General features: G+C 56.4%; 18 protein-coding genes. 10 read left to right on the forward strand and 8 right to left on the reverse strand.

Annotated elements, in window-relative coordinates; all coding sequences use genetic code 11:
• Positions 1 to 44: 44 nt before the first annotated feature.
• The gene (locus tag Q669_RS13245; RefSeq protein ID WP_147232528.1) at positions 45 to 266 is read right to left on the reverse strand and encodes a hypothetical protein; all 222 of its coding nucleotides are present in this window, start codon (positions 264 to 266) and stop codon (positions 45 to 47) included.
• Between the two features lie 24 nt (positions 267 to 290).
• Entirely contained in the window at positions 291 to 758 is a 468-nt protein-coding gene (locus Q669_RS13250; RefSeq protein ID WP_022992633.1) for a hypothetical protein, read from the reverse strand.
• Between the two features lie 156 nt (positions 759 to 914).
• On the opposite strand from Q669_RS13250, the gene Q669_RS13255 reads away from it, so the two are divergent.
• From Q669_RS13255 to Q669_RS13280, 6 genes are all read left to right on the forward strand, one after another.
• Positions 915 to 2615 (forward strand): VRR-NUC domain-containing protein, encoded by a 1701-nt coding sequence (locus tag Q669_RS13255; protein WP_022992634.1) that lies wholly within the window; start codon positions 915 to 917, stop codon positions 2613 to 2615.
• Positions 2612 to 4864 carry an ATP-dependent DNA helicase gene (locus Q669_RS13260; protein WP_022992635.1) on the forward strand — a complete coding sequence of 751 codons (2253 nt, stop codon included), beginning with the start codon at positions 2612 to 2614 and terminating at the stop codon, positions 4862 to 4864. The genes Q669_RS13255 and Q669_RS13260 overlap by 4 nt, the downstream gene beginning before the upstream one ends.
• Positions 4865 to 4993: 129 nt before the next feature.
• Entirely contained in the window at positions 4994 to 5386 is a 393-nt protein-coding gene (locus Q669_RS13265; RefSeq protein WP_011783597.1) for a globin domain-containing protein, read from the forward strand.
• Between the two features lie 121 nt (positions 5387 to 5507).
• Complete coding sequence (locus tag Q669_RS13270; RefSeq protein ID WP_022992636.1) at positions 5508 to 6506, forward strand: HlyD family secretion protein; 999 nt, start codon at positions 5508 to 5510, stop codon at positions 6504 to 6506.
• Complete coding sequence (gene rbbA, locus Q669_RS13275; protein WP_022992637.1) at positions 6499 to 9228, forward strand: ribosome-associated ATPase/putative transporter RbbA; 2730 nt, start codon at positions 6499 to 6501, stop codon at positions 9226 to 9228. Before Q669_RS13270 ends, rbbA begins: the two co-directional genes overlap by 8 nt.
• Before the next feature lies 1 nt (position 9229).
• Positions 9230 to 10351 (forward strand): ABC transporter permease, encoded by a 1122-nt coding sequence (locus Q669_RS13280; RefSeq protein WP_022992638.1) that lies wholly within the window; start codon positions 9230 to 9232, stop codon positions 10349 to 10351.
• A 43-nt stretch (positions 10352 to 10394) separates the two neighbouring features.
• Here Q669_RS13280 and Q669_RS13285 read toward each other — a convergent pair whose 3' ends face one another.
• Positions 10395 to 10766 carry a VOC family protein gene (locus Q669_RS13285; RefSeq protein ID WP_022992639.1) on the reverse strand — a complete coding sequence of 124 codons (372 nt, stop codon included), beginning with the start codon at positions 10764 to 10766 and terminating at the stop codon, positions 10395 to 10397.
• A gap of 129 nt (positions 10767 to 10895) precedes the next feature.
• Between Q669_RS13285 and Q669_RS13290 the strand changes: the two genes are divergently transcribed.
• From Q669_RS13290 to Q669_RS13305, 4 genes are all read left to right on the forward strand, one after another.
• Entirely contained in the window at positions 10896 to 11420 is a 525-nt protein-coding gene (locus Q669_RS13290) for a lipocalin family protein (RefSeq protein WP_011783602.1), read from the forward strand.
• 144 nt (positions 11421 to 11564) lie between these two features.
• Positions 11565 to 11810, forward strand: a complete 246-nt coding sequence (locus Q669_RS13295) for a hypothetical protein (protein WP_022992640.1) — start codon at positions 11565 to 11567, stop codon at positions 11808 to 11810.
• A gap of 10 nt (positions 11811 to 11820) precedes the next feature.
• Complete coding sequence (locus Q669_RS13300; protein ID WP_011783604.1) at positions 11821 to 13155, forward strand: hypothetical protein; 1335 nt, start codon at positions 11821 to 11823, stop codon at positions 13153 to 13155.
• Positions 13156 to 13275: 120 nt separating this feature from the next.
• Positions 13276 to 13938 (forward strand): hypothetical protein, encoded by a 663-nt coding sequence (locus tag Q669_RS13305; protein WP_022992641.1) that lies wholly within the window; start codon positions 13276 to 13278, stop codon positions 13936 to 13938.
• Between the two features lie 370 nt (positions 13939 to 14308).
• Here the strand turns inward: Q669_RS13305 and Q669_RS13315 are convergent, their stop codons facing one another.
• The 5 genes from Q669_RS13315 to Q669_RS13335 form a co-directional block, all read right to left on the reverse strand.
• On the reverse strand, positions 14309 to 15862 hold the full coding sequence (locus Q669_RS13315; RefSeq protein WP_022992642.1) for a nuclease domain-containing protein: 1554 nt from the start codon (positions 15860 to 15862) through the stop codon (positions 14309 to 14311).
• A gap of 1 nt (position 15863) precedes the next feature.
• A complete protein-coding gene (locus tag Q669_RS13320) occupies positions 15864 to 18119 on the reverse strand; it encodes an McrB family protein (protein ID WP_011783609.1) in 2256 nt (751 codons plus the stop codon).
• A gap of 12 nt (positions 18120 to 18131) precedes the next feature.
• Positions 18132 to 18947, reverse strand: a complete 816-nt coding sequence (locus Q669_RS13325; protein ID WP_011783610.1) for an NYN domain-containing protein — start codon at positions 18945 to 18947, stop codon at positions 18132 to 18134.
• Between the two features lie 250 nt (positions 18948 to 19197).
• Positions 19198 to 20505, reverse strand: a complete 1308-nt coding sequence (locus tag Q669_RS13330; protein WP_011783611.1) for a restriction endonuclease subunit S — start codon at positions 20503 to 20505, stop codon at positions 19198 to 19200.
• Positions 20505 to 22124: an N-6 DNA methylase gene (locus tag Q669_RS13335; RefSeq protein WP_022992643.1), complete on the reverse strand. Its 1620-nt coding sequence runs from the start codon at positions 22122 to 22124 to the stop codon at positions 20505 to 20507. Before Q669_RS13335 ends, Q669_RS13330 begins: the two co-directional genes overlap by 1 nt.
• Positions 22125 to 22323 lie beyond the last annotated feature (199 nt).

A 22323-nucleotide genomic window follows, 5' to 3' on the forward strand; every position in this document is an offset into this window, starting at 1 on the left:
AATTGTTCAAAAGACAGACGTTGCGAATCCGGATGTCGGCGGGCTCAGGAATGCCGCAGACAAGCCAGAAGCAGATGACGAACCAGGCTCTGGGAGGACGCATCCAGACAAGAGAAATCCTCGGCGTGCAACTGCCTGTTTTGCATTAGCCTGGCCAGACTTTTGGTATCAATGCTGATGCAAACCCGATCATGATGCCGGCTCTCCAGCCAGCTCAGATCTTCAATCTTGTGCGCCTGAACCGGGTTCGGGCGTGTGAAGGGCATACCCATAGCTCCTCCGTAAACCTGTCAGTGCATGGCCATCGCCGGGCGTGTTGTCGGCGTTGTGAACGGGAACGAGGGCCAGTTCAGGTACTCGGCAAAGAATTCCGAATGACGACGATGATCCAGCAATACCTCCAGACACTCATCGGTGCTGCATCGACCGGTTATACCCGGGCAGGGCTCGCTGGATTGCAGGCTGTCGAGAGCCCGGAAAAGCACATGCTCGGCGGCGCTGATGTCGCCACGGTCGCGCAGCGCCCGGCATACCAGTATCGCCGCCAGGGTCAGCTCTACCTGCATGCAGTCCGGGTGATGTTTGCGGGCCAGGCACGCCAGATCGAAAGCACTGCCGGTGGCGGCCACCAGCTTGTCGGAATCGTGGTTTTCGCTGAAGGTAAAGGCATATTCCATCCAGAGCAGCCATAGATCATTTTTCTCGTTCAGGGAAAGACTGGCAAACATCCGGCGGTGGCGTGGGCAGAGAAATTTCATGGCGTCCTCCTTGTCTTGATGCAAATGATAATAGTTATCATTAAATGAATTGGCAAGGCTCGTGATGATTAATTTTTGTGCATGGAACAGGTTTGAGCCTGCCCGCCTTCCGGCGTAAAGTTTGTGCCTCTCTGCCAATCCAACGTCTGCATTCCTATGATCAAGCACCGACCGGTTCCCGCCAGCCTGGATGATCCGCTCTATTATCTGGAGAACATGGATATTCTGGTGGCCTGGGTCGCGAACCACCACGCGGACCTGTTAACGGAACAGGAGCGAAACCGGCTGGCGGCCTTCAGCGGCCTGGCCACCGGGCCCCGTGCGCTGCTGACCCGAATGGTAATGCGTACCGGAGAGCTGTTCCGGGCCGACAAGCTGCGTTATCCCGAACTGCCGGTGCCGGAATCGGAAGCACTCAGGACACTGGTGCAGGCGGGCTGGCTGGATCCTGCGCCGGAGCTAAGCCTGGACGACCTGTTCCGGTTGTTTACCCTGGCCGAATTACGGCCGGTGTTCGCCGATTGGTTGCAACAGCAGGGTCACCCGAAAACTCTGGGCAAGGCCCGGATGCGGGCGCTGCTGGCGGAACCGTTCAATGCACCAAGAGCCCTGGGGGCTTGGCTGCCTGGTGGCGGTGAGGCTTCGACTGTGGTCCGGTTGCAGGACATGGCCCTGTTCGACCGCATCCGCCTGATGTTCTTCGGCAACCTGCGCCAGAGCTGGACCGACTTTGTACTGGTGGAACTGGGCGTACAGCAGTTCGAGTCTGTGCCATTTACCCCGGCATCCCGGGCCTTCCAGCAGCGGGCAGAGGTGGATTGCTACCTGCAGATGCACCGATGCCGGGAACGGCTCGACAACGGCGAACCGGCGGTCGACGTCTGGCTCGATGTCCCGGGCCCTGTGGATAATCCCTGGCTTACCAGCCGACGGGACCGGTTGTTGCTGGAACTGGGCCGGCAGGCGGAGCGCCAGGGCGAACGGGAACTGGCACTTGAGGTCTGGGAAAACAGCGGACACCGGGAAGCGCGGCTGAAACAGCTTCGCTTACTGGAACGGATGAAGCGTTTTCAGGAGGCCTGGGGCATTGCCTGTCAGTGGCGAACCAGTGAGCTGAGCGACGCCGAAGCCCAGGGCCTGGCCCGGTTGCTGAAGCGGCTGGCGCCGAAAGTAGGGGCCGACCAGCCCGAGCCTGTGGATAACCCCCCACTGCAGGAATTCACCCTCACATTGCCGAAGCCGGATACTGGTAAGGTGGAGTGGGCAGCGCTGCAACATTTGGGCACTGATGACGCCCCGGTGTTCTATGTGGAAAACACCCTGATCAACGCCCTGTTCGGTCTGCTGTGCTGGCCGGAGATCTTCCAGCCCCTGCCCGGCGCCTTCTTCCATCCTTTTCATATTGGTCCGGCAGACCTGACCCGGGAAGACTTTGTCGCCCGTCGCCAGCAGGCGTTCGAGCAACGTTTCCGTTTGCTGGACACCGGCGCCTATCGCCGGGAAATTCTCGACACCTTCAAGAACAAGCAGGGTATCGCCAATCCTTTCGTGTTCTGGCCGGTACTCGATGAAGCTCTGTTGGAGCTGGCCCTGCACTGCATTCCCTCTGGCCACCTGGAGGCCCTGTTCCGACGCCTGCTCAACAACATCAAGGAACACCGCAGCGGCTTCCCGGACCTGATCCGTCTGGTGCCAGAAGCAGACCACCCGGAACAACGCTATGAAATGATTGAGGTGAAAGGCCCTGGCGACCGCCTGCAGGACCATCAGGTTCGCTGGTTGCAGTTCTTCGCCCGGCAAGGCATCCCGGCCAGCGTGTGCTATGTGCGCTGGCAGAATGATGAGGCCAGCGTGTGAAAGTTGCTGTCCGCACCCTGTGTGAGTTCGCCGCCCGCCACGGCGACCTGGATTTTCGCTACACCCCTGCACCCACCGCCGAGGAGGGCATAGCCGGACATCAGGCCATCCAGTCAAAACGCGGTTACGGCTACAAAAGCGAGTTTTCAGTGACCGGTCTCGTTCTCGGAATGGAGCTGTCCGGCCGGGCTGATGGTTACCATCCGCACAAGAACCGGCTGGAAGAAATCAAGACTCACCGGGGCGATGTGTCCCGCATCCGCCCTCACCAGCGGGCTTTGCACCGGGCCCAGTTACGGGCCTATGGCGCTTTGCTGTGCCGGCAGGAAAACCGCAAGAGCGTGGAACTGGCGCTGGTCTACTACGACATCGGCCGGGACAAGGAAACGTTGCTCACCGAAACCGCCAAAGCCGACGAGCTCTGGCAGGAACTGGAAACCCTGTGTGGTCTGTACAAAGCCTGGGCCGAGCAGGAAGAACACCATCGGGAACAACGAGACGCCCTGCTGGCCAACCTGCGTTTTCCCTTCCCGGACTTTCGCCCCCGGCAACGGCAGCTGGCGGAAACCGTGTACAAGAACTCGGTCAGAGCCGGCACCCTGCTGCTGGAAGCGCCTACCGGCCTGGGCAAGACTCTGGGTACCCTGTTTCCGGCCCTGATGGCAATGCCTGCCGCCAAGCAGGACCGGCTGTTCTACCTCACCTGCCGCAACACCGCCCGGCAGCTGGCGCTGGATGCTGTGGATAAGTTGCAGCATGCCCGGGATGAGTTGCAGCCCTGGCCTTTGCGAGTTCTGGAACTGGTATCGAAGGACGACGCCTGTGAACACCCGGACAAAGCCTGCCACGGCGATTCCTGCCCGCTGGCCAAGGGCTTTTTTGACCGCCTGCACGACGCCCGGGCCGAAGCGGTACAGAGCAAGGAGCCGTTAACTCAAGAGACATTGGCGAACATCGCCGCCGGTCACGATATTTGCCCCTACTTCCTGGCCCAGGAAATGGCCCGCTGGAGTGACCTGGTGATTGGCGATGTGAACCGGCTGTTCGATCAGTCGGCCCTGCTGCACGGCCTGATCCGCCAGAACCACTGGCAGGCCAGCGTGCTGGTGGACGAAGCCCACAATCTGGTAGACCGGGCCCGGGGCATGTATTCGGTGCAGTTGGAGCAACAGCGCTTGCTGAAGCTGAAAAAGACCGCCCCGAAACCGGTGAAAGCCGCCCTGGATCGCACCGCTCGGGCCTGGCAGGCGCTGATCCGGGATCACGGCGAACAGGCCCAGCCGGTGTTCCTCCCGATTCTGCCGTCGCAATTGCTGGGTGCCCTGCAGGCCATGGTCTCGGTGATCACCGACTACCTGGCTGACAACCCCCCGGACCTGGCCCTGCAAGAAGTGATGTTCGAAAGTGTGGCCTTCATGAAACTGGCGGACAGCTTTGGCGATCATTCCCTGTGCGAATTCCAGCGCAGCGGCCGTGGCCGGGCCAGCCTGACCATCCAGAACCTGATCCCGGCGGATTTCCTCATTGAGCGCTTCAAAGCCGCTCACTCGGTGCTGCTGTTCTCCGCAACCCTCAGCCCCGGCGTGTATTACCGGGACTTGCTTGGTTTGCCGGAAGACGCCCGCTTCACGTCCCTGCCCAGCCCGTTCAGCGCCGGACAACTGAAGGTTGAGTTCACGCCCGGCATCAGCACCCGGCAGGTGCATCGTGAAGCCAGCCTGCAGCCCATCGCCGAACTGATCGCCAAACAGTACCGGGAACGGCCGGGCCACTACCTGGCGTTCTTCAGCAGCTTTAAATACGCCAAAGAGGTGAGCGATGCGTTGGCAAACCAGGCACCTGATATTCCCCAGCGTTCACAACAACCGGGGATGAGCGCGGAGCAGCGTCGGCAGTTCCTGGCGGACTTTCGGAAGCCTGAAGGCAGCATCGCTTTTGCGGTGCTCGGCGGCGTGTTCAGCGAAGGCATCGACCTGCCTGGTGACCAGCTGATTGGCGCCTTTGTGGCCACCCTTGGCCTGCCACCGTTTGATGCCTGGCATGAAATCCTCAAAGACCGTCTGCAACAACGATTTGGCGAAGGCTATAACTACACCTACCTGATCCCCGGCCTGCAGAAAGTGGCCCAGGCCGCTGGCCGGGTGATCCGCACTCCGGAAGACCGGGGGGTAATCTGGCTGATTGATGACCGTTTTCTGAAACGACCGGTGCGGGGCCTGTTGCCGACCTGGTGGTTCACCAACACCTGATTCAGAGAGCGTCAAATTGTCGCGATCGACGTCAGTTGTTACATATCACTATGGAAAAAACTGTTCGCTTGCTTAGAATCCGTAGCCCTTAATGACAATCCCCCCGATGATCAAGGACACTGATTGCAAATGAACCCGACCGATCTTGTTTTCCAGAGCTATGGTCGCTGCTGCCGCAAGGATGAATTCTTTGTGGATTTCTACGACTTCTTCATGTCCAGCTCCGATGCCATCCGCAACCGGTTTCTGAACACGGATATGTCTGCTCAGCGCCATCTGCTGCGTAACGGTGTGATGCAGATCATCCTGGTTGCCCGGGGTATGTCCGACCGCAAATTGCGGGATCTGGGAGAAAGCCATAATCGCCACAATTACAATATTCAGCCTGAGTGGTACGACCTCTGGCAGGAGGCATTGCTGAAAACGGTCCGCGCTCACGATCCGGAATACACGCCCGAACTCCGAGAGGCGTGGCGTAGCGTGCTCAAGCCCGGTATCGACCTGATCCGCGGCGCTTACTGAGTTCGTGGCAAGCTGACGGGCGGGATAGATTGGAAGCTATCTTGATTCCCGTCAGCCTGAACGTCACACTTCTGCTCTATACTTACCCTGTCATACCTATTCTTCCCCTCAAGGACGACACATGGCCCAGAAAAGCACCAACACCGCTCCCAAACTTTTTCTCGTTGTGCTGATCGTGGCCCTGATTGCCGTTGCAGCCTGGTACCTGATGCCGAAAGGCGATCAGGTGCCGGAGCATATTGGCTCTGGTAACGGTCGTATTGAAGCCACCGAAGTCGATATTGCCACCCGAATACCCGGACGCCTGGAATCTTTCGAAGTCCGCGAGGGCGACATGGTTGAAGCCGGCATGTTGCTGGCTGTGATGGATACCGACGAACTTGAGGCCAGCCTGGCAGCGGCGCAAGCCAGTTTGCACCAGGCCGAGCAGAGCCGGCGACTGGCCGAGGCCGTGGTGGCCCAACGGGAAAGCGAGCGTCGGTATGCCCAAGCCGAACTGGCCCGTATTGAATCGCTGGCCGATCGGGGCCATGCCTCTCAGGAGCAGTTGGACCGCGCCCGTACCGCGGCGGAAACCGCCGAGGCGGCATTGCAGGCCGCCAGAGTACAAGTGGCGTCTGCCGATGCCAGTATCGAAGCTGCCAAAGCCAGTGCCCGCCGTATCCAGACCAATATTGATGACAGTCAGTTGACCACGCCGGTGGGTGGCCGGGTTCTGTATCGGCTGGCGGAGCCGGGCGAGGTGCTGGCCGCCGGTGGCAAAGTAGCCACGGTACTGGATGTCACCGATGTGTACATGACCATCTTCCTGCCCACAGCCCAGGCGGGCAAAGTCCGGGTTGGCTCTGAAGCCCGGATCGTTCTTGATGCCCTGCCGGACTATGTGGTGCCAGCGGAAGTCAGCTTCGTCGCCGCCGAAGCCCAGTTCACGCCGAAGTCTGTGGAAACCCGCAGCGAGCGGGAGAAGCTGATGTTCCGGGTTCGTATCCGGATTGATCCGGAGTTGCTCAAAGCCTATCGGGACCGGGTGAAAACCGGCGTACCGGGCGAAGCCTACGTAAGACTGGATGAGGGCCAGCCCTGGCCCGAGAGCCTGAAAGTGGCTTTGCCCAATGACTGAGACCGTGGCCCGGCTGGAAGGAGTCAGCCATCGCTACGGGGAAACCGATGCGCTGTCTGAACTATCCCTGACGTTTCCGTCTGGCTGCATGGTTGGGCTGATCGGCCCCGACGGGGTGGGCAAATCCACACTGTTGGGCCTGCTTGCCGGTGCCCGTGAGTTGCAGACCGGCGAGTTGCAGGTGCTTGGCGGCGATATGCGCAGCCAGAGGTTTCGTAACCGGGTCGCCCCCCGCATTGCCTATATGCCCCAGGGACTGGGCGGTAATCTCTACCATACGCTGACGGTGGACGAGAACATCGCCTTCTTCGCCGATCTGTTTGGTTTGCGAGGCCCCTCCAGGAAGGATCAGATTGACCGGTTGCTTGAAGCTACTGGGTTGTTGTCTTTCCGGGACCGTCCCGCCGGCAAGCTGTCCGGCGGTATGAAACAGAAGCTGGGGCTGTGCTGTGCCCTTATCCACAGCCCCGATCTTCTGATTCTGGATGAACCCACCACCGGCGTGGACCCCCTCTCCCGCAAGCGTTTCTGGGATCTGATCGATACCATTCGCCGGCAACGCAGCGGTATGAGCGTGTTGGTGGCCACGGCCTACATGGAAGAAGCCGAACGTTACGACTGGCTGGTGGCCATGGACGAGGGCAAGGTACTGGCTACAGGCTCACCGGCAGAACTCCGTGAGCAGACCAATACCGAGACGCTGGACGATGCCTTCATCGCGCTGTTACCAGAAAACCGACAGGTGCAGGAAAGCGGCGATACGGCTAATGCTGCGCAGCGAGAGCCAACCGGGGAAAACCAGACGCCGGCCATTGAGGCTGAGCATCTGACCCTGCGGTTTGGCAGCTTTACGGCGGTCCGTAACGTCAGCTTTTCCATCCCGAAAGGCGAGATCTTCGGTTTTCTGGGATCCAACGGTTGTGGCAAGACCACCACCATGAAAATGCTCACCGGATTGCTGACCCCAACAGAAGGCGAAGTCCGGCTGTTCGGTGAACCACTGGATGCCAAAGACCTGGCCACCCGGCAGAAGGTGGGCTACATGTCCCAGGCCTTCTCGCTCTATGGCGAGCTCACCGTGCGCCAGAATCTGGATCTGCATGCCCGGCTGTTTCACCTGCCGGACACCAGAATCCCGGAGCGTATTTCGGTGCTGGTTCGGGAGTTCGGTCTTGAAGATGTACTGGACCAGCGAGCAGGCGCCCTGCCACTTGGGGTTCGCCAGCGGCTGTCACTGGCCGTGGCCGTGGTGCACGAGCCCGAATTGCTGATCCTGGATGAACCTACCTCAGGCGTCGACCCGGGGGCCCGCAACCGGTTCTGGCAATTGTTGATGCGCCTGTCGCGGGAAGATGGCGTGACCATTTTTATCTCCACCCATTTCATGAACGAGGGTGAGCGCTGCGACCGGATTTCGCTCATGCACGCGGGCGAAGTATTGGCTTGCGATACGCCCGATCGACTGGTTGAAGCCTCCGGCACCGACAGCCTGGAAGGCGCGTTCATGAAAACGCTGGAAGCGGTGGATAAAGAGCCGGAGACCGGCGCCGACCAACTGGCTCTGGAGCCCGCCAGTCATGGTGACCGGCCGACCGTGTTCAGTCCCCGGCGCTTGCTGGCGTACGCCACCCGGGAAGCGAGGGAACTGTTGCGGGACCCCATTCGAATGGCCTTCGCCTTTATCGGTTCCGCGTTGTTGATGCTGATCCTGGGTTACGGCATTACCCTGGATGTCGAAGACCTGTCGTTCGCCGTGCTGGATCGGGACCAGACACCCCAGAGCCGGGATTACATTGCGGCGGTGTCCGGCTCCCGGTATTTCCTGCAACAACCGGAGTTGCAGAATATCCAGGAGCTGGAACAACGCATGCGCTCCGGCGAGCTGAGTCTGGCTATTGAGATTCCGCCGGGCTTCGGCAAAGACCTGAAACGAGGGCGACCGACCGAAATGGCGGTTTGGGTGGATGGTGCCATGCCTTTCCGGGGCGAGACCATCCTGGGTTACGTTGAAGGCATGCACGTCAGCTACCTGACGGAGCTGGCCCAGCGCACTCTGGGCGTGGTACCCACGCTGACACTGGTCACACTGGAGGACCGGTATCGCTACAACCAGGACTTCCGGAGCCTGGATGCGATGGTGCCAGCGGTTATCCCCATTCTGCTGATCTTTATTCCGGCCATTCTGATGGCCCTGGGCATCGTTCGGGAAAAGGAACTGGGCTCCATCACCAACCTGTACGTCACTCCGGTTACCCGTGTGGAGTTCTTGCTGGGCAAACAGCTGCCCTACATCGCGTTCAGCATGATCAGCTACGTGAGCCTGGTCTTGCTGGCGGTGTACGTGTTTGATGTCGAGATCAAAGGCAGCCTGCTGACGCTCACCTTCGGTGCCCTGCTCTTTGTGACGGCCACCACGGCCCTGGGTCAGGTGATGTCGACCTTTGCCTCGACCCAGATTGCCGCCCTGGCGGCCACTGCGATTCTCACCATACTGCCGACCGTACAGTTTTCCGGCCTGACCGAACCGGTGTCCTCCCTGAGCGGCGCCGGCGCGTTGATCGGTCCGCTCTGGCCGGCGACCTGGTTCCTGCAGATCAGCCGTGGCGTGTTTACCAAAGGCCTGTCGCTGGCGGATATGCAGGGCGCGTTCCTGGCCCTGGCGGCGTTCGTTCCGGTGCTGACCGTAATGGCGGTGGCGTTGCTCAGAAAACAGGGGCGCTGACATGAATTCCTTACGCAACATCTGGCACCTCGGCATCAAGGAACTGCGCAGTCTGTGGCAGGACAAGGCATTGATGGTGTTTGTGCTGGTGGCGTTTACGGTGATGATCTATACCGCAGGTTCCGCCGGCTCCATGGAGCTTCACAACGCACCGATCGCCGTGGTGGACGAAGACCAGACAGTGTTGTCTGGCCGCATCATCAATTCGCTCCAGCAGCCGTGGTTCCTGAAACCCGATCTGGTGGCTTACAGTGCCATCGACGACCTGCTGGACAAGGGCAGTCATACCTTTGCCCTGGTGATCCCCGAAGGCTTTGAGCGGGATGTCCGGCAGGGCAACCCGGTGGCGTTGCAGCTGAACATCGACGCTACCCGCATGAGCCAGGCCTTTATTGGCACCAACTACATTCAGCGCTTTGCGATGGCGGAAGTGGCGGAGTTTCTGCAGCCGGGTAGCTCTGCCAGCACCGGGCTACCGATCGAGCTGGTCACCCGGGTGAGTTACAACCCCAACCTGGACGGAACCTGGTTTGGCGGTGTCATGGAGCTGATTACCCAGGTGACCCTGATCAGCATCATTCTTACCGGGGCAGCACTGATCCGGGAGCGGGAGCACGGCACCGTGGAGCATCTGATGGTGATGCCGTTGCGGCCTTTCGAAATCATGGCGTCCAAGGTGTGGGCCAATGGTCTGGTGGTGTTACTGGCCGCGGCGCTGTCGGTAACGCTGGTGATCCAGGGCTGGCTACAGGTGCCGGTGGCAGGGTCGGTGTTGCTGTTTCTGCTCGGCGCCCTGATTCACCTGTTTTCCACCACCGCGATCGGTATTCTGATCGGCACCGTGGCCCGAACCATGCCCCAGTTTGGCCTGCTGCTGATTCTCACCATCCTGCCTTTGCAGCTGCTGTCGGGCGGTATCACGCCCCGGGAAAGCATGCCCCAGCTGGTGCAGGATCTGATGCTGGCGGCGCCCACCACCCACTTTGTCAGCATGGCCCAGGCGATTCTGTACCGGGGTGCGGGGCTGGAGGTGGTGTGGCCACAGATGCTGGCTCTGATGGCCATTGGCGGGGTGTTCTTCACGGCGGCGTTGTTGCTCTTCCGTCGCCATCTCTCGGTGTAAGTCAGTAAGGCCACCACCCGACCGGGGTGGTGGCGGTTGACGCTTAGCCGAATTCGAAGAACGCCAGCTTGTTACCGTCCGGATCGCGCACATAGGCGCCGTAGAACATGTCCGGAATGCGCTGCCCCGGTTCGCCATCGCAGGTGGCGCCCAGTTCAATGGCCTTGTGGTAAAACTTATCCACGGCTTCTTTGGAGCCCGCCGGAATGGCCACCATGTTGCCGTTGCCGGGATGGTTAGGTTCACCGTTGAACGGGGTGCAGACGGCCAGCATGGGGGCGCCCATGCTCTTGCCAATAAACGCAATTCGCTCCATGTCCATCAGCACCTTGGCGCCCAGGTCTGCCAGCAGATCCGTGTAGAACTGCTTGGCCCGGCCCATATCGCTGACTCCGAGTGTAACGTATCCGATCATATTCGACTCCTTGGTTGGTTAGCGCTGGGTATACGAGCGCCAGGGTGTTTTGGAGCTTAACACCTGCATCACGATCTTTGCCTGCGGCTTTGCTATGGTTGGATCACGACTATTCTGGAGGAGTTTGTCATGAAGATGGTATTGGCTGTAACCGCGTTGTTGTTTCTGATGACCGGCTGCACCGGTGTGCCCAAAGGCATTGAGCCGGTGAGCGGTTTTGATCAGCAGCGCTACCTGGGCACCTGGTACGAGATCGCCCGGTTAGATCACTCGTTCGAAGAGGGCCTGAGCCAGGTTACCGCCGAATACAGTCTAAACAATGACGGCAGTATCAAAGTGATCAACCGGGGCTACAACGCCGAAGCCGGTGAATGGAAAGAAGCCGAAGGCCGGGCAAAGTTTGTCGGTGACAGTGATGTGGGCCACCTGAAAGTGTCCTTCTTCGGGCCTTTCTATGGCTCTTACGTGGTGTTCGAGCTGGATGACCAATACACCACCGCGTATATCACCGGGTATGACCGGGATTACCTGTGGCTGATGTCGCGCACGCCGGAGGTGAGCGATGAGGTGCTGGACGCGTTCAAGGCACGGGCCGAGGCGAAAGGGTTTGAGCTTGGGGAGTTGATTGTGGTGGAGCAAGCATCCACCCAATGAAAACTTGCCAGTCCGTTCGACGGGTAGCTATAGTTGACAAGATCAAATATTCACGCAGATAGCATTTCGTTTTGGTGAAAATTTGATCATTCTGGTTGGGCTCAGTAGAATACTGCGGCCTTAATAAGCTAACAGGGTATGATTATGCTGACGTTATCAGTTGCGCTAGGGATTGTCGCACTGGGAGTTTTTGCTTTCCTGGTACTGAAGTTCGCGGGTGAGTGGCAACTCCGTAACAAGATGATGGAGAAAGCCCGTCGTCTTGAGCGTCAGGGTGTAAAACCTGCCGGCTCTTCCCTGTCCCACGGAATGTGTTTGCACAAAACGACCTCCAAAATTATCCCCGATCAGATGGAATCGCTTGTCTGGTATAAACGGTTAATGGACTGACCACTATTCGATGGAATATCAGTATCTTGGCTGGATACCTTGTATCAGCGGCCATCTTGATTTCGGCTTGATGAAGCCCGGAATATCTGGCGGCTTTACGAATAAAGATATCAAGGACAACAAAACCAACCACATCAATTTTGGCTACCTGGCGCAGAAAGATCATCACGCCCGCCGGGTGATGCTGCAGTCCAAGGTTGACTGGCAAGATCGTCTCAGTGACAAGGAATACGACGGTTCCTTCCGGGTATTTGTCATCGCCGAGGCATCAGAAAGTGCCTGTATGGATAACCGGGAACTTCATGGCAGCGTCTACATTTACCCAACCAGTGAGCAGGAAGGCAGTAAAGCCCAAAATCGCGAAAAACCGTGGTTTCAGACAATCCACGAAGCGCAGGAAATCTATGACCGTTCCAACGGTAACGTTGATGGTTGGGGTGAGTCACGAAGCCAGCTTAACCGGTGTTATGAACGCCTGAAGGAAGAATTGGAGGCAATGGGTTTCTGGCGAGTGGACTTCAAGGCGACATCAGGCGGCTTGGTCTATCTTTCCACTCCCACAGAGCAGCATCGTCCCCTGTCCGATAACGAAAAATACCTGATCACCCGTCAAGCTTACTACTACATCAAGTATTCCCTGCACTCCCACAAGCACCACCAGGCAGAGCAAGATTCCCTCACCACGATTGTTCCCTACGACCCGTCCACGGATGGCAAGCGCGATGCGGCATTAAAGATGCTGTGCCAGTTGAAGCGGGAACTTACCCACATCAAGCGAACACTGACTCAGGAGCAAGGGCTGTATTCAGACGATGCTTTGGGAATCCTCAGCTACATGGGCTCGTTGTTAACGACCTTGCACACGCGAAAATTGATCGACGGTGATCTATACCAGCGAGAGGGGCGTTACATCGATTCGCTTCGCAGCTCTTTCCAGGTCCAGGAATCGAGAACCAGGAATTTCCGCTCAATTGAGGATTCGATCCGCTCTACTTACCGAGTCTATATCGGCTGGGGTTTGGCATTACTTTCACTGTTCTTCGGAATAGTCGCTCGACCGTTTTATGCACCGGTTCCGAAAAATCAACTACTAACCATTCCCTCGCTCGCAGAATTAGTAATGTTGGTGGCGTTGACTCTGTTGGTGGCTGGCATGGTGTACAGCAAACTATCGACGTACATGATTAGCACCAAGCGCGATGAGGCATCATTAAGATACTTTGTGCAGGCTAGATATCATCCGGGCAGTTGGCTGCTTGTTAGGTCATTCCTTGACGACAACAAGATCGCTATCTTCGTATTTTTGTTATTGGTGATTTCGGCATTTACTGCCTCTTTTGCCTGACCATTTTCGTGACGCCACGAAAATGGACTTCAGTAGCAAGTCGTCCAGCGCCCTTCTACACTTACAGATATGAAAAAGCTGACCTTAAAGTTGAATGACCGAACGCCTGAGACGCTCTCAATGAAGCACCTGGGGCAGTACATTACCCATCTCTCTGACATGCTTGGAAAAGTGGAGCATGTGCACTTTGATTCGGTCAGTAAGGGCAGTGCCATGCTGAATGTCGAAAGTGAAGAACTGCACTATCAGAAGGTTCTTACCCATGTGCGGGAAGTGCCAAACGGTATGGGTACGAAAAAACAGTTATCGGCCCATCGTAGCCTGAGGCAGCTTATGGACGAAGATGGCACAGGAGGTGCGATTTTGAACGATGCGGATACTCAAATACTGTCGTTCAGAAAACGGCCGGACGATGAAAAGCCCTTGATGATCAATAAGTCGGGTTCCGTACAGGGGCGTTTGTACCGTGTTGGTGGCAAAGACGACACGATACCGGTGAGCCTGGAAGGCGCTAACGGCGAAACACTGCGTTGTGAGGCATTCATCGATATTGCCCGAGGGCTGTTATCGCTGTTGTTCAAGCAGGTTAGGGTCAGTGGCCAAGGAACCTGGGAGCGTTTGCCGGAAGGTGGCTGGAAGCTCAAAAAACTAAAGATCGAATCTTACCAGGAGCTGGACACCGCCAAGGTGGGTAATGTGGTCGGCCAGCTTCAGTCGATTGGTGGTTTGAAGTGGGCGGATATGGAAGACCCGCACGGAATAGCCAGGGATCTGAGAGGCTGATTTGAGATTATTAGTCGACAACAGCACCCTGATCCAGATTCTTGCCCCGAATAAAACGGGCCTGACACATCCAGAAACGAAGGCTGCGCTGGACCGCGTTGATGAGCGAGCACAGGCTTTCGTCTCTGATGCAGAGAGGAAGAACGCCCTGATTCTCATACCGACCCCGGTGTTGTCGGAATTTCGATCGCTGCCATAGCGGATGAGGTCTGGTCGCACGCTGACTCACTCCGCAAGATTGCCAGCTCACGAGGCTTAACGGTCAAGTCACTGGCGGAGATTGAGCCGCCGGCAGTTCAGAGCCAGATGTTTCCACCTGATGATGACAGCTGAATTGCCTACGTTACTCCTATCATCGTCAACCGCCCCATCAGATTCCGAATAAGTCGATTACCATGTCGAGTAAATTTTCGGCATCGCTGGTCTTTGCCACAACTGCACACCCAACCTTGTTCCTACGCCAATAATTCGTGGCGCTAAGGCCCGGCAAATCGATATTGGCTGGCACCAGAATCAGTGACAAGGTTGGTATACGCTTAATACATCTAAGAGAATCTCGGTAGATATGAGCAGATGCCATGGAGTCCAGGATTCTTGCTTTGCTTGCAGTGTACTTACTGTCGAGACAGATAAACGTCCTCCCCTCGCCCTCCATTATCTCTAGCAGCATGTCTGGTCGCCGTTCCCTGGTAACGGAGAAGTAACCATACCGGTTGGGGGTTTCCAGGGATGGGCAAGTCATCTGGAAAAAGAGAGAAATTCGGTTTGAGCCTGAATGGCCCCGGAGCACCAGATCTGCAGATACCGGGCTCTGCTCCAATCGCCACTCATAATCCGGGTATCGGGATTGAAGTGCCTCCGCGAAAGCCACAAAACACCAAATCTCATATATCTCCCATGTGGGCGCAAGGTAGTGCTGCTCATCGCCCCCCATATCCGAGAGGCCCTGACGTAAAATTCGAAGACCAGCCCGATAGGTCATGTTGTAGTGCGGATGGCCGGAAACGGCATTGAGATCCACAACCCCTGGTTTGTCGATGCTCGCACTCACGAAGGGCTCGTTCCGTGCGATTCGCCCCAACTGCTTGTCTATGGATATTAAAAAACGAATACGCCGCGGCAACCGCACTTGTAGGTCAGTTTCCGTTTCCGATCCTGACACCCTCAAGTCTTGAAGCTCTGAAAGCATGGATCGCGCAAGCTTGCGCACTTCGATCAACTGGCGCGCCATCAGCCGGTTAGCAGGGTTATCCATGGTTGGTTCGTGAAAGGGAACGTCCAGATTGCATTGCTCCGGAGCAAGAGGTGGCTCAGCGTCAAGGTCGCCGGATAATGCTGAAAGCAAGGCGGCGTTCGCTGTCAGGCGCTGTACCGTAATTCCATCAATTCTTTTCGCCATATGAAGCGGCATCTGTTCACGGCGACTGCTCAGTCGAACGATAGGTCGGTCGTGGATAGCCCTGAGTCCAGACAGGTAACGATCAATGAACTGTCGAAGTCTGGCATAACGAAGCCACAGCGAAACGAACCCGGACCGACCGCTTAAGTTGTGCATGGCAGGTTCAGTTCCAGTGGCCAACTGGGGCATAAAGTCGATGATCTGTTGCAGGTATTGATTGAACTGGTCTCGACCGGATTTATGTGGAGCTGGGGATACGTCTACCCGATAACGGATCGGATGTGCCAATTCAGGCAACTCCAGCTCCAGGCCAACCTCGCCGGCAAAAAAGCCCGGCTCCCAGACCCAGTGTTGCCCGCTGTCATCCGCATTGAGTAAAGCATCGTCGACATAGCACCTGGCATTTTGGTCAGGAATGCCGATCAGATAGGTTTGACCTTCTCTCAGGCCCAGCAGAGCCCGCTCAGTATCCAGGTAACCAAGCGGTTCGTTTGCGACCGTTGACGCGAAAACGGGTAGTTTCATATCAGCGCCAGAATCGCATCATTCCGGTATCTGCAAGGTCAGATTTCAGTGACTCAACCTTGGCACGGCATCGCTTCAGGTCGTAGTCAGCCAGAACCGAAATCAGCTTCACCAAGGACTCGTGCAGCCTCTGGCTCTCGGAGCCCCTCAACTTCGGAAGCACCCGTGCGTAGATAACATCGTCTAGCGCTTGAGATAGCTCAATGTCCGGAGTTTTCTGTGCCAAAGAAAGGTAGGACAACACATCCTCAACGGTGCGCCAGCCAAAGTGCAGTCGCTCGGTTTCCAGTGCTGCGAGAAGATCAGTTAGGCAACTTTTCACCCGAGCCAGATCCTGCTCATTTAGTCCGAACTTTTGCCAGTTCGGATAAGCCTGCAGATTGATGTCCCAGAACTCCATGGTAAACGCACGATCCAGCACTTTGTCGGAAATGCCATGGGTGGTTTCGTCCATGTTGACGGTGCCGATGAAAGCCACGTTACTGGGGAATGGGATAGTGCTTGGCACTCCATCAAAGGATTTTCCTTCATTATGCAGCCGCAAGTGTTCCCCTGTTTCCATTGCAGACAGAACAGGGGCGAAATACTGCTCAGGGTGAGACAGGTTCATCTCGTCCAGGATCGCAATGAAAGGTTGGCCAGGAGAGTTGGCGGCTTGAAGCAGAAAGTCTAGCAATGGGGAGCGTACATAGTTGTCCGGCCTTAACGGGTTAATGTGTCCGAACAGTGGGGATGGGTCATACCATCCAGGCTGCACCGCCTGTACAAACACGTGCTTGTCTGCCGGAAGACCGAATTGCTCCGACAGTGCTTGCCCGTACCGTTGAGCCAGAAGTGTCTTACCGGACCCAGACAGGCCAGCGAGGATCGCAAAATGCCTCCGTTCGTGGGACCACAACCCAAAATGCAGCTGGCTTACGAGTCTGGCCGAAAAAGCGGTGCTTGTAGTTACGGCTTTAATCAGGGAGCCCTGATCGATACTACTTATATCCAAAGACGCGTCATCGACATCTACTGCATCACTCTCTTCCCCCAGATCTTCGGGATCGAGGAATTCCGGCTCCCAGTGAATCTGTGCTGCCCACTCCTTGCCGGTTTCAGTTAGTGAGAAAAGCCCATTTTCCGAGCTCTGGACGAGGTCAAAGCCTCTCAGCCATTTGATGATACTTCCAGGCATAAAGTTTGAGGTCCAGCCGGAATTTACCTTTCTAAGCAGGCTATAGAGCTGACGGCTGGTTTGGTCTTGCTTCCCCAAGGCCAAAAGAACGTGATCGATACCGAGTACCCGTGTCAGAAAGATCGGGATCAGTTCTCGGGGGTCTTTGGTATCCAGATATAGCTGTCCACGAGTGGTTTTCGTGATAATACCTTCGTGTTCCTCGATGACATAAAACTCATTCTTCAGGATGTTTACTATTGTTCGCAGGCTGCTTTCCCGGTAATCCGGAAATTCAGACCTGAGAAAATCGATGAGCTCGTCTTTCTGAACGCCATCCTCAACAAAGCTCAGTGCTTTGATCAGGGTAGCAATACCGCCACGAATGCTGGTCAGGCCCTTACGTCTTTGAATCGCAGGAAGCGGTTTCAGCTTCACTTCACCCTTATCATCTGCTTCTTCCGCTACCGTTTCGGTATGGGAGCCCTGAACATGCCCTTCATAGACAAACCAGGGCAGTGTCATGCGTTCGGCAAGCGCCTTGGGTGAGCTTTCTACTGGACCCAATAGTTGTTCTAAACGCCGCATCAGATCATGTTGGCAAGTGACCACTTTCGGCCGGCGGGAGGAATCGCCAAACCAGGCCCTGTGACATTCCTGAGCCATAAGGTCATAGGTGATAGTGCTGAAATAGCGCGGGTAGAGGGCGGCCATTACCCGACAGATTTTCACCCATGCAATCCGATTGGTGTACTTCTTCATCCATGCAGCGATTTCGTCATGGAAGGCTTGGAGCCGGGTGATTCGGGCTTCCGAACTTTCAGGTAGTGGCTTTAGCGACTCCTCCGCAATCCAGGATCTGAATTCAGGATCCTCAAGAGCGGCTGATATATTGACCGTACCCATTCCCACACCACTGACGGCGTTCTCCTCCCAAAGCTTCTGCTGAAATTCGAGCGTTTTGCGGGTCTCCAGATCTGCCCCTTCAACATACTCTAGAAAATCCGCCAGGCTGGAAAACCAGTCAGGATTCCGCTCACTGGGGGAGATATCTTCCAGAATGGTTTTGAGTTCTTTGTCCTTAGAGAGATCGGAGTGCACAAGCTTTTCCTTTTATTCTTGAGGAGGTGTTCGGGTACCTGGTTTGGGGAGACCAGATTGAAGGCCATCAATATGCTCAAACAAATCAGCATTGACCTCCTGCCACAGCGGATCAAGGATGAATTCAATCCCCTCACGCCTTGCCATTTTGGCGGCTGGAACAAAGTCGCTGTCCCCGGCCACCAGAATGATCGTATCCACCTGCTGCTTGAGTGTCAGTGACGCGATATCGATACCGATCCGCATATCCACACCTTTTTGATGGAGCCCCAAGCTCACGGTACCGCCATCCAGAGAGCTCCAAAGGTCTCTCAAATTTAAAAGGCTCTGTGTCTGTTCGGGGGTCAGAGTGAGGCTTGTCTCATCTGGCAAAGCATCACCTTCAGGTGACGGGATTTGATCAAGCGCAGACAGCCATTCACGGGTTTTCAGGAGCTTTTTCGTGTATCGGGGGTTGATGGTCCAGTCGCGATCTTTATTGACCTTGCCGAGCCTCAGAGCAACTTTTCGCTGCTTTCTGAGTGCATCAAACAGTTCGTGACGGTACTTGGCGACGTCGGACTTGGCAAAATCGATAGCACGATTGTCGATGGGATGGTGGGCTTTGCCGTCATAGGGCAATGCATCGTAGAAGAAGATCCGGTAGACATGCTGGTGCCACTGTCGACTGCTATCGCCAGTCAGAAACCTGATGTGCTGCTTGCACATTCGGCGGATGCAGTCGGTTACCTTGGTTACGGTATCGCAGTCATCGGCATTGACGAGTTTGGGGAGGCGTTTGAGGAAGAAGCCACCATCGATAAGGATAGCAATGTTGCGGTGGCTCATGGCTGACTCCCGAAAACGGAGATTTTCGAGAGCCCAGAAATAAGAAAGCCCCAGGGGATCGGCGCACCCTCCGGATGTATAAGGGGGCTTACTGCCAAGGGGCGGATGTGTTGCGAAGTTTGGTAGCCAAGCCGGTTGTTGTCAAGTGTACTTGACGAAAAATGCCGATAACGTCCGTGTTGCATCCTGTTGCCTTTTTTCTCAGATTATTTTTAACACCCTGAATTCTAAAGGGTAGTTCAGAGGGGTGTTAAACGGTAGTCCGTTTGTTGCGGGTTCTCTTCACCGGCTTCATTGCTGCCCGCTCTGCCTTGATCCGCTCTAGCAACGCCTCCGCACTGTTCTCCCCGCCGATCAGCTCCGGATTGTCCCTGCGCCATTGCTCGGTGAGTTCGCCCCGGAAGGCCTTGGCGAGGATGGACTGGGTGAGGTTGTTGACGCGGGCCAGGGCGCTGCTGGCCTGTTGTTCGATGCGGTCGGCGTGGGAGAAGAGTTGGTCTACTCGGCGGACGATTTCGGTTTGTTCATCGAGGGTAAAGTTAGTAATAGGCAAACCACAGAGTGACTTTTTCGTAAGTTTCGGTTGTGCGGACCCGGTAATCCATGGGGTTAAGTCGAGAGAGTTGATTGCGATCTTCACGAAATCTAAGTTCACTCCCGGTCGTTCTTTCAAAACGTGAGCATGGTTGTTAACCCACATTTTCCCTTCCACTATGAACGCAAGATCTTTTGATTTACTCAGGAGGTTTGCGCCGTCTTCGCCAACCAATAGGTAGCGACCTTCATGAGTATAGTCATTGAGGTAATCGACAATTCCAGTCGCTCCATAATAAGGGATCGTCCCCTGAATGGTTTTACGTATCGTCGCAGATACGGGTTTTCTAGCTCCGTTTTCAATATCGACTAATTCTTCCAACTTAGCTATTGATTCGGGTTGGGCATCAATCAACCGTCCACTCACCGCCGCAGCCAGCACGGACTGGCGGAAGCGTTTGAGGATTTGCGGGATGCGCTCGAGGCGGGCTTTGGTGTTTTCCACCTGGGCCAGCAGGGTGTCGAGTTTGTCGGCGATGACTTTTTGTTCGGCGAGGGGGGGTACCGGCACCGAAAGGTTTTTCAGCTTTGTACCGTTAACGTTTGGCTGTCCGATTCCTGCACTGAAGTCCGTGATTTGGCGCCAGTAATATGGAGATTGAAAATAGTTGGCCAAAAATTCTATTGAGACACCTTCCAAGCAGCGGACGCGGATTAGATATGATGCATAAACAGATTCCGGAATCTCGCCTTTTAGAAGATAGCTTTTGCCAACGGTAGCGCCGGTCCTAGCAAAAACAAGATCGCTCGGTTTCAGTCTGTATTTACCAACTTTCTCGGGTTCTATTTTGCAGTTCGGAACGTTTGGCCAGCTCACAGTATTGTTTTGTATATCTGTGATGCGCAGAAGCTTTACCCCTGTTGGCTCAGAGGTTGCCGACGCAGTGTAACCATAGGAAATATCGGAAGATATCTCTCCAAGGTTGGCCAGTTGCCAATTTGCTGGAAGAAGTTGGCTTTGCATTACTTAACCTCACCCATCACTTCCCCCAAAAGCACCCGCGCCCCATCAGCCTCCTCTCCAGCCCCCAACTCCCGCATCAACGCATCCAGCTCGCCCAACGCCTGTACCAGTTCCCCCATCGCCTCACCCGCCAATACACTCGGCTCCGGCAAATTGGCCGCATCCACACTGTCGCTGTCCTTCAGCCAGGAAATATCCAGCGAATCGCCCTTGTGTTCGGCAATCCACTGGCGGCTGAAGCTGCGCCAGCGGCTGTGGGCCAGGCGCGGGTCGATGCCTTCGTTTTCGTCGCTGTGTTCGGGCAGTTCGATGTCTTCGGAGTGGAAGCTGTATTCGCCCTCTTTGCGCTCGCTGTCGCCGTTGGGGCTGTCACCATACACGTCTTCAAATGGCTTCAGGTGTTGGTCGCCAAACGGCGTGCGTTTGCCGAAGCTGGGCATGTTGGTGCGCAAATCGTAGACCCAGACGTGTTCGGTGCAGTGTTCTTCCTGGTACTTGTCTGCCGCGCTGCCCTTGGTAAAGAACAGCACGTTGGTTTTCACGCCCTGGGCGTAGAAGATGCCGGTGGGCAGGCGCAGGATGGTGTGCAGGTTACACTTGTTCATCAAATCCCGGCGCACGTCGGTGCCCACGCCGGCTTCGAACAGCACGTTATCCGGCAGTACCACGGCGGCGCGGCCACCGGGTTTGAGGTTACGGTAGATGTGCTGCAAAAAGGCCAGCTGTTTGTTGCTGGTTTTGTAGGTGAGGTCGTCCCGGGTGATGCTGGCGTCGCCGCCTTTGCTGGTGCCGAAGGGCGGGTTGGCGAGGATCACGTCGGCCTTTTCCAGCCCGGCGCCGGTCTGGCCCAGAGCGTTGCCCAGGTGCACCACGCCTTCGGCATCCCCTTCCATACCGTGCAGCAGGCAGTTCATCAGGGCCAGGCGGCGGGTGCCGGGCACCAGTTCGATGCCTACGTAGGCCTTGGTGGTCTGGAAGGCTTTCTGTTCGGTGGTCAGGTCGTACAGGTCGTCGGTCTGGCCTTTGATGTATTCGTGGGCCGCTATCAGAAAGCCTGCCGTACCCGCCGCCGGGTCCTGGATGATTTCACGGGGTTGCGGCTTCAGGCAGCGCACCATGGTGTTGATCAGGGCACGTGGCGTGAAGTACTGGCCAGCGCCGGATTTGGTTTCGTTCGCGTTCTTCTCCAACAGGCCTTCGTACAGGTCGCCCAGGCCGTCTTTCTGGGCGCTGAACCAGTCGATCTGGTCCAGAGCTTTGATCATCTGCTCCAGATGGCGCGGCTCCCGCAGGCGGGTTTGCGCGTCGGCGTAGATGGCGCTGATCAGCGGGTCGTCGTGTACCAGCGTGCCGTCGCCATCCTTGCCGGTGGACAGGCTGAGCAGGATGCGTTTGTAGTCGTTCAGCAGGTTGATGCCGGATTTACCGTTCAGGTCGGACCAGCGGCAGCCTTCCGGCAGCGGGTGCTTTTTCAGGGTGCCGGCTTCGGTGTTCTCGTGCACCATTTTGATGAACAGCAGCAGCACCAGTTCGGTGACGTAGTCCGAGTAGTTGATGCCGTCGTCCCGCAGAACGTCGCAGAGGTTCCAGAGTTTTTGGACGATGTCGTTGTTGGTCATGGGTGATCCTTTGATAGGCGCGACGTTTTCGTCAGCGCCTCATGTATAAAAAATGCCGAAATCTTTGCACGTTGCGGGCGACATGTTAAGAAAAGCCGGTTTTCTATGCATGTCGAATGGGCTATGTCGAAAAAACACCGAAAAATCGACACAGATTAAGCCTGTGTCGATGCAGTAAACATTCTCGATGTAGGCTTGG

The organism is Marinobacter sp. C1S70, from assembly GCF_000475355.1.
GTDB classification, from domain to species: domain Bacteria; phylum Pseudomonadota; class Gammaproteobacteria; order Pseudomonadales; family Oleiphilaceae; genus Marinobacter; species Marinobacter nauticus.

Excerpts from the sequence above, each read along its gene's own strand:
- Q669_RS13245 (WP_147232528.1), bottom strand. The coding sequence starts at position 266 with ATGCCCTTCACACGCCCGAACCCGGTTCAGGCGCACAAGATTGAAGAT.
- Q669_RS13250 (WP_022992633.1), bottom strand. The coding sequence starts at position 758 with ATGAAATTTCTCTGCCCACGCCACCGCCGGATGTTTGCCAGTCTTTCC.
- Q669_RS13255 (WP_022992634.1), top strand. The coding sequence starts at position 915 with ATGATCAAGCACCGACCGGTTCCCGCCAGCCTGGATGATCCGCTCTAT.
- Q669_RS13265 (WP_011783597.1), top strand. The coding sequence starts at position 4,994 with ATGAACCCGACCGATCTTGTTTTCCAGAGCTATGGTCGCTGCTGCCGC.
- Q669_RS13270 (WP_022992636.1), top strand. The coding sequence starts at position 5,508 with ATGGCCCAGAAAAGCACCAACACCGCTCCCAAACTTTTTCTCGTTGTG.
- rbbA (WP_022992637.1), top strand. The coding sequence starts at position 6,499 with ATGACTGAGACCGTGGCCCGGCTGGAAGGAGTCAGCCATCGCTACGGG.
- Q669_RS13280 (WP_022992638.1), top strand. The coding sequence starts at position 9,230 with ATGAATTCCTTACGCAACATCTGGCACCTCGGCATCAAGGAACTGCGC.
- Q669_RS13285 (WP_022992639.1), bottom strand. The coding sequence starts at position 10,766 with ATGATCGGATACGTTACACTCGGAGTCAGCGATATGGGCCGGGCCAAG.
- Q669_RS13290 (WP_011783602.1), top strand. The coding sequence starts at position 10,896 with ATGAAGATGGTATTGGCTGTAACCGCGTTGTTGTTTCTGATGACCGGC.
- Q669_RS13295 (WP_022992640.1), top strand. The coding sequence starts at position 11,565 with ATGCTGACGTTATCAGTTGCGCTAGGGATTGTCGCACTGGGAGTTTTT.
- Q669_RS13300 (WP_011783604.1), top strand. The coding sequence starts at position 11,821 with ATGGAATATCAGTATCTTGGCTGGATACCTTGTATCAGCGGCCATCTT.
- Q669_RS13305 (WP_022992641.1), top strand. The coding sequence starts at position 13,276 with ATGAAGCACCTGGGGCAGTACATTACCCATCTCTCTGACATGCTTGGA.
- Q669_RS13315 (WP_022992642.1), bottom strand. The coding sequence starts at position 15,862 with ATGAAACTACCCGTTTTCGCGTCAACGGTCGCAAACGAACCGCTTGGT.
- Q669_RS13325 (WP_011783610.1), bottom strand. The coding sequence starts at position 18,947 with ATGAGCCACCGCAACATTGCTATCCTTATCGATGGTGGCTTCTTCCTC.
- Q669_RS13330 (WP_011783611.1), bottom strand. The coding sequence starts at position 20,505 with ATGCAAAGCCAACTTCTTCCAGCAAATTGGCAACTGGCCAACCTTGGA.
- Q669_RS13335 (WP_022992643.1), bottom strand. The coding sequence starts at position 22,124 with ATGACCAACAACGACATCGTCCAAAAACTCTGGAACCTCTGCGACGTT.